We start from the raw sequence: 5085 nt of genomic DNA on the forward strand, positions 1-5085 counted from the left end.
AGGCCATCCTGCCCAGCGGACACCGGCGAAAAGATATATATTTCCCGCGCATCTTTTATAGGAATGGATATGGCGCGTCGGCAGGTGGTATTCGGCATGCTGGGCACCCAGCTCGACGCAGGCGAGGGTCCGGGCCGCTGGCAGAAGTGGCGCCCGACCGTTTCGCTGGGCATGCATGAGGATTTCCTGCCCGACCGCATCGAGCTGCTGCTGGATGAGCGCCGCTACAGCAAGCTGGCGCGCGTGGTCTGCGAGGACCTGGCGCAGGCCGCGCCGGGCATCAGCGTGCAGCGTCACGACACCTACCTGGCCGATCCATGGGAATTCGAGGGGGTCTACGCCTCCCTGCACGACTTTCTCGCGCGCTACCCGTTCCAGCCGGAGGAGGAGGACTACTACGTCCACATCACCACCGGCACGCACGTGGCGCAGATCTGCTGGTTCCTGTTGACCGAGAGCCGTCATTTCCCCGGACGACTGCTGCAGACCTCGCCACCGCGCAAGCAGGACGGTGCCGCCGGCACGTACGCGATCATCGACCTGGACCTGTCGCGCTACGACCACATCGCCCAGCGCTTCGCCCAGCAGCAGCTGCTGGATCGCGACCTGCTGAAGGGCGGCATCGCCACCCGCAACGCCGCCTTCAACCGGATGATCGAGCAGATCGAGACGGTGGCCACCCGCTCACGTGCGCCGATGCTGCTGATGGGACCAACCGGCGCCGGCAAGAGCCAGTTGGCCAAGCGCGTGTTCGAGCTGAAGAAGCTCAAGCACCAGCTGCCCGGTCGCTTCGTCGAAGTGAACTGCGCCACGCTGCGCGGCGACGGTGCGATGAGCACCCTGTTCGGTCACACCAAAGGCGCCTATACCGGCGCTTCCAGCGACCGTGCCGGCCTGCTGCGCTCAGCGCACCAAGGGCTGCTGTTCCTGGACGAGATCGGCGAACTCGGCCAGGACGAACAGGCGATGCTGCTGCGGGCGCTGGAAGAGAAGCGCTTCCTGCCGGTCGGCAGTGACCGCGAAGTGGAGAGCGATTTCCAGCTGATCGCCGGCACCAACCGCGATCTGCAGCAGTCGGTGCTGGAAGGCCGCTTCCGCGAAGACCTGCTGGCGCGCCTCAACCTGTGGACGTACCACCTGCCCGGGCTGGCGCAGCGCATGGAAGACATCGAGCCGAACATCGAGTTCGAGCTGGAGCGCTGGTCGCTGGACCAGCATGCGCGGGTGCGCTTCAACACCGAGGCGCGCACGCGCTATCTCGCATTCGCCACCAGCCCGGAAGCGGCGTGGCGYGGCAACTTCCGCGACCTGGGCGCGTCGATCATGCGCCTGGCCACGTTGGCCAGCGCCGGGCGCATCCAGATCGAGGGCGTGGAGGACGAGATCGCGCGCCTGCGGGCACAGTGGCGCGGCGGCGATGCGCCGTCTCCGCTGGATGCGCTGCTGGGCGAGGCCGTGGACGCGCTGGACCGTTTCGACCGCGTGCAGCTGGAAGAAGTGGTGCGGGTCTGTGCACGCTCGAAGTCGCTGTCCGCCGCCGGGCGCGAGCTGTTTGCGGTCTCGCGCACCCAGCGCGCCAGCACCAACGATGCCGACCGCCTGCGCAAGTACCTGGCGAAGTTCGGGCTGGACTGGGAGCAGGTGCGGGGGCCGGCCCGGTAGCGCGACGGCCCGGCTTGCGCGTGCACCGGTCACGGCGCATGCTCCGGCTGCGACCCCCTACCTGAACGGAGATTTCCCATGCAGGACCGCCCCCGCTCGACTTCCAGAACCGGCCTGATCATCGTGCTGGCCTGTGTCGCTGCCGTCGTCCTGCTCGTGGGTGGCTACCAGTTCGGCAAATCACTGGCCAAGGCCGACAACGCTCAGCAGGCTGCGGCCGCCCAGCCAGCACGCTGACCCCGCTCCGGTAGTGCCGGCCGCTGGCCGGCAGCCGCCGCTATTCCGGCACCTGGAGCAGCCGGCCCGCTCCACCCGAAACCACAGCTTCAGGCGATCTGCACCACGCGCGCGTTCTGGCACAGCGGGTAGCTGCCGACGAACTCGGCGATCGCCTCACGCATCGCCTCGAACGACTGGCCGTACATGTACAGCGCGGTCTCGCTCGGGCCCTGCCACCAGCTGCAGATCTCGCCCAGGCCATCGATGCGCTCGGACAGCTGTTCGAATACGTGGTTCGAATCGCACTGCTCGTACACCTCGTCAGGCAGGGTCAGGCCATCCAGGTAGATGCCCAGGCCTTCGGTCACGCCGAAGCTGCGGTCGGCCTCGCCTGCGCCCTGCACCTGCGACCCCTTCGGTGCCCCCAGCTGCTCCAGCAGGTCGACCAGCTTCGGCACGCCCGCGGCATCGACCAGTGCCACTTCGATATCGCCGTACTCGACTTCGCCCTCGTCGGACATCGCAGTACCGCCTCCGGTGATCCCGCCCAGCTCGGCCGCCTGCAACAGCGCGTCCAGCGGATCCTCGAACAGCTCATGGCGATGCTCGGGCTGCAGCCTGGCGTTCAACTTCACGGTGACATGCAGCGTGGGTTCGGTCATGAGGGCGTTCCTGGGAGGTGTGCCCGCTATTGTAGAGCCGCGCCATGCCCGGCTGCTTTGCGGCGTCGACGCCTCGTCCCTTCAGGCGATATGCAGGCGATAATGCGCGGCGCAAGGACACCATTCCAACAGGGGGAATACATGAAGTCGATCATTACGCTGGCACTGCTGCTGTTGCTCACCGGCTGTGGCATCCGCACCGAAGTGGTGCGCGTGAACGTGCCGGACATCCGGGTGAACCCGGAGCAGGGCCCGGTGGTGGTGGTGGCCCCGGTGCGTGACAACCGCCCCCAGTACTTCCCGCAGGTGCAATCGGCGGCGCGTGCGAAGAACATCGGTGGTGTCATCCGTGCCGGCAATGGCGTGCTGGTGGAGCTCGAAACGTCCACAGCGCCGGACAAGGCACGCGAGATCATGATCCAAGCGCTGCGCAACATGGGTTATCGGACTGCCGACAACTGCGAAGCATCGTGCACGCACCTGGAAACCACGCTGACCGATTTTTCGGTAAGTGCTCCGGTGAATGTTTGGCGCGCCGCGACGTACACCCAGCGGATGCTTGCAGACATCGCGGTACAGGTGACGGCACGCAAGGATGGCCAGACGCGCACCTTCACGACTACCGGCCATGGCGCAAACATCTTCCAGGTCGCCTCGCGGGAGAACTGGGAGATCGCCCTGGAACGCGCGGTGAAGAGCTTCAGCAGCAGCCTGCAGCAGTCCATGTCCGAACAGGACACGGCCGCGCAACCGCAGGCGCAGGACTGATCGCCGCCCGGGTCAGCGCAGGAACGTGATCACTTTGCGCTTGAGCAGTTCCACCAGCACCGGATCCATGTACTCGTAGTCATCGGGAATATCCAGGCAGATCACCCGCTTGCCGTTCAACCATGCCTTGTAGCGGCTGGAAAGCCGGTTGCGGTGCGCCCGCTCCATCACGAACACCAGGTCGGTCCATTGCAGCAGCTCGGGGCTGAGCACTTCCTCGGCGTCGGCGAGCAGCCCGGCCGAGGCGGTTTCGACGCCCGGCCAATCGGCGAACACCTGCTCGGCCGTCGGGCTGCGCAGGCGGTTCTGGCTGCAGAGGAAGAGCACGTTGCGGGTCATGAGCACTCGCCTTTGTAGAGCCGAGCCCGTGCTCGGCTGCTTTCCATCGCGTCGGGGTCAGAGCCCTCCTACGGGAGGGATCCGACCCCGGCGGTGATCAGATCACCGTCAGGTTGGCATACGCCATCACCAGCCACTTGCTGCCGGCGTCGGCGAACTCGATCTGCACGCGTGCGTGGGCACCGTTGCCTTCGTAGTCGGTCACCATGCCTTCGCCGAACTTGGGATGATTGACCAGCGCACCCAGCTTGATCGGCGGCGTTTCGATGGCGGCGTGTCCCATCACCCGGCTTGCGCCCATCGACGCCGGCCGCGAGACCTGCACCTTCGGCCGCACTTCGTGCAGCAGCTCGCGCGGGATCTCGCGCAGGAAACGCGAAGGAAGGCTGTAGCTGTCCTGGCCGTGGATGCGCCGCGATTCGGCGTAGCTGAGCACCAGCTTCTGCCGCGCGCGGGTGATGCCGACGTAGGCCAGCCGACGCTCTTCCTCCAGCCGCCCGCTTTCCTCCAGCGACCGTGCACTGGGGAACAGCCCCTCTTCCACGCCGGCCAGGAACACCAGCGGGAATTCCAGGCCCTTGGCCGAGTGCAGCGTCATCAGCTGCACGCCTTCCTCGCCGGCCTGCGCCTGGCCCTCACCGGCCTCCAGCGCCGCGTAGGCCAGGAACGCGACCAGCTCGTCCATGTCCTCGCCTACTTCCTCGATGTCGTCGGCACGGCGCACGAAGCGCGAGGCCACCGACACCAGTTCGTCGAGGTTGTCGGTGCGCGATTCCGAATCCAGCGCGTTGCGGCTTTCCTTGCTCCAGTGCTCGCGCAGCTGCGAGCGCACCAGCACATGGTCCACGCGCTCGGCCAGGGTCATCTGCAGGGTCTGCGCCTGCAGTTCGTTGACCAGCACCAGGAAGCCGGCCAGCGCATTGCGGGCTCGTGCCGCCAGTGCGCTGCCCTGGGTCACCAGCATGGTGGCTTCCCACAGCGAGATGCCCTGGGCGCGCGCTTCGCGGCGCACTTCGTCCAGCGTGCGGTCACCGATGCCACGCGTGGGCGTATTCACTGCGCGCTCGAATGCAGCGTCGTCGTTGCGGTTGGACAGCAGCCGCAGGTAGGCCAGCGCATCCTTCACTTCGGCGCGCTCGAAGAAGCGCATGCCGCCATACACGCGGTACGGCACCTGTTCGCTCAGCAGCGCTTCTTCCAGCGCGCGCGACTGCGCGTTGCTGCGGTAGAGCACGGCCACTTCGGTGTAGCTGCCRCCGTCGCGCACCCACTGCCGTGCGCGCTCGACGATGTAGCGCGCCTCGTCCATCTCGTTGTACGCCGCGTACAGGTCGATCGGCTCGCCGTCACCACTGTCGGTCCACAGCTGCTTGCCGATGCGGTCCGGGTTGTGCGCGATCACCGCGTTGGCGGCACTGAGGATGTTGGCGGTGGA

At 66.7% G+C, this 5085-nt stretch carries 6 protein-coding genes; 3 read left to right on the plus strand and 3 right to left on the minus strand.

The window, feature by feature from the left end:
• Positions 1-69: 69 nt before the first annotated feature.
• Together rtcR and AC1DJN_RS20605 are read left to right on the plus strand one after the other, a co-directional pair.
• Entirely contained in the window at positions 70-1662 is a 1593-nt protein-coding gene (rtcR, locus tag AC1DJN_RS20600; protein WP_025878051.1) for an RNA repair transcriptional activator RtcR, read from the plus strand.
• A gap of 78 nt (positions 1663-1740) precedes the next feature.
• A complete protein-coding gene (locus tag AC1DJN_RS20605; RefSeq protein WP_442251881.1) occupies positions 1741-1899 on the plus strand; it encodes a hypothetical protein in 159 nt (52 codons plus the stop codon).
• Between the two features lie 89 nt (positions 1900-1988).
• Here AC1DJN_RS20605 and AC1DJN_RS20610 read toward each other — a convergent pair whose 3' ends face one another.
• Positions 1989-2543: a hypothetical protein gene (locus AC1DJN_RS20610; RefSeq protein WP_033832536.1), complete on the minus strand. Its 555-nt coding sequence runs from the start codon at positions 2541-2543 to the stop codon at positions 1989-1991.
• Between the two features lie 141 nt (positions 2544-2684).
• Between AC1DJN_RS20610 and AC1DJN_RS20615 the strand changes: the two genes are divergently transcribed.
• A complete protein-coding gene (locus tag AC1DJN_RS20615; protein WP_478013577.1) occupies positions 2685-3311 on the plus strand; it encodes a YajG family lipoprotein in 627 nt (208 codons plus the stop codon).
• Between the two features lie 12 nt (positions 3312-3323).
• Here the strand turns inward: AC1DJN_RS20615 and AC1DJN_RS20620 are convergent, their stop codons facing one another.
• Entirely contained in the window at positions 3324-3650 is a 327-nt protein-coding gene (locus AC1DJN_RS20620; protein WP_442251883.1) for a low molecular weight protein tyrosine phosphatase family protein, read from the minus strand.
• A gap of 97 nt (positions 3651-3747) precedes the next feature.
• Positions 3748-5085, minus strand: a 1338-nt coding sequence (locus tag AC1DJN_RS20625; RefSeq protein WP_478040027.1) for a 3'-5' exonuclease, incomplete at its 5' end; no start/stop codon positions are given.

This window comes from Stenotrophomonas sp. 05L414_2, from assembly GCF_056397905.1.

Coding starts and splice junctions, on each gene's coding strand:
- AC1DJN_RS20610 (WP_033832536.1), bottom strand. CDS start 2,543: ATGACCGAACCCACGCTGCATGTCACCGTGAAGTTGAACGCCAGGCTG.
- AC1DJN_RS20615 (WP_478013577.1), top strand. CDS start 2,685: ATGAAGTCGATCATTACGCTGGCACTGCTGCTGTTGCTCACCGGCTGT.
- AC1DJN_RS20620 (WP_442251883.1), bottom strand. CDS start 3,650: ATGACCCGCAACGTGCTCTTCCTCTGCAGCCAGAACCGCCTGCGCAGC.
- AC1DJN_RS20605 (WP_442251881.1), top strand. CDS start 1,741: ATGCAGGACCGCCCCCGCTCGACTTCCAGAACCGGCCTGATCATCGTG.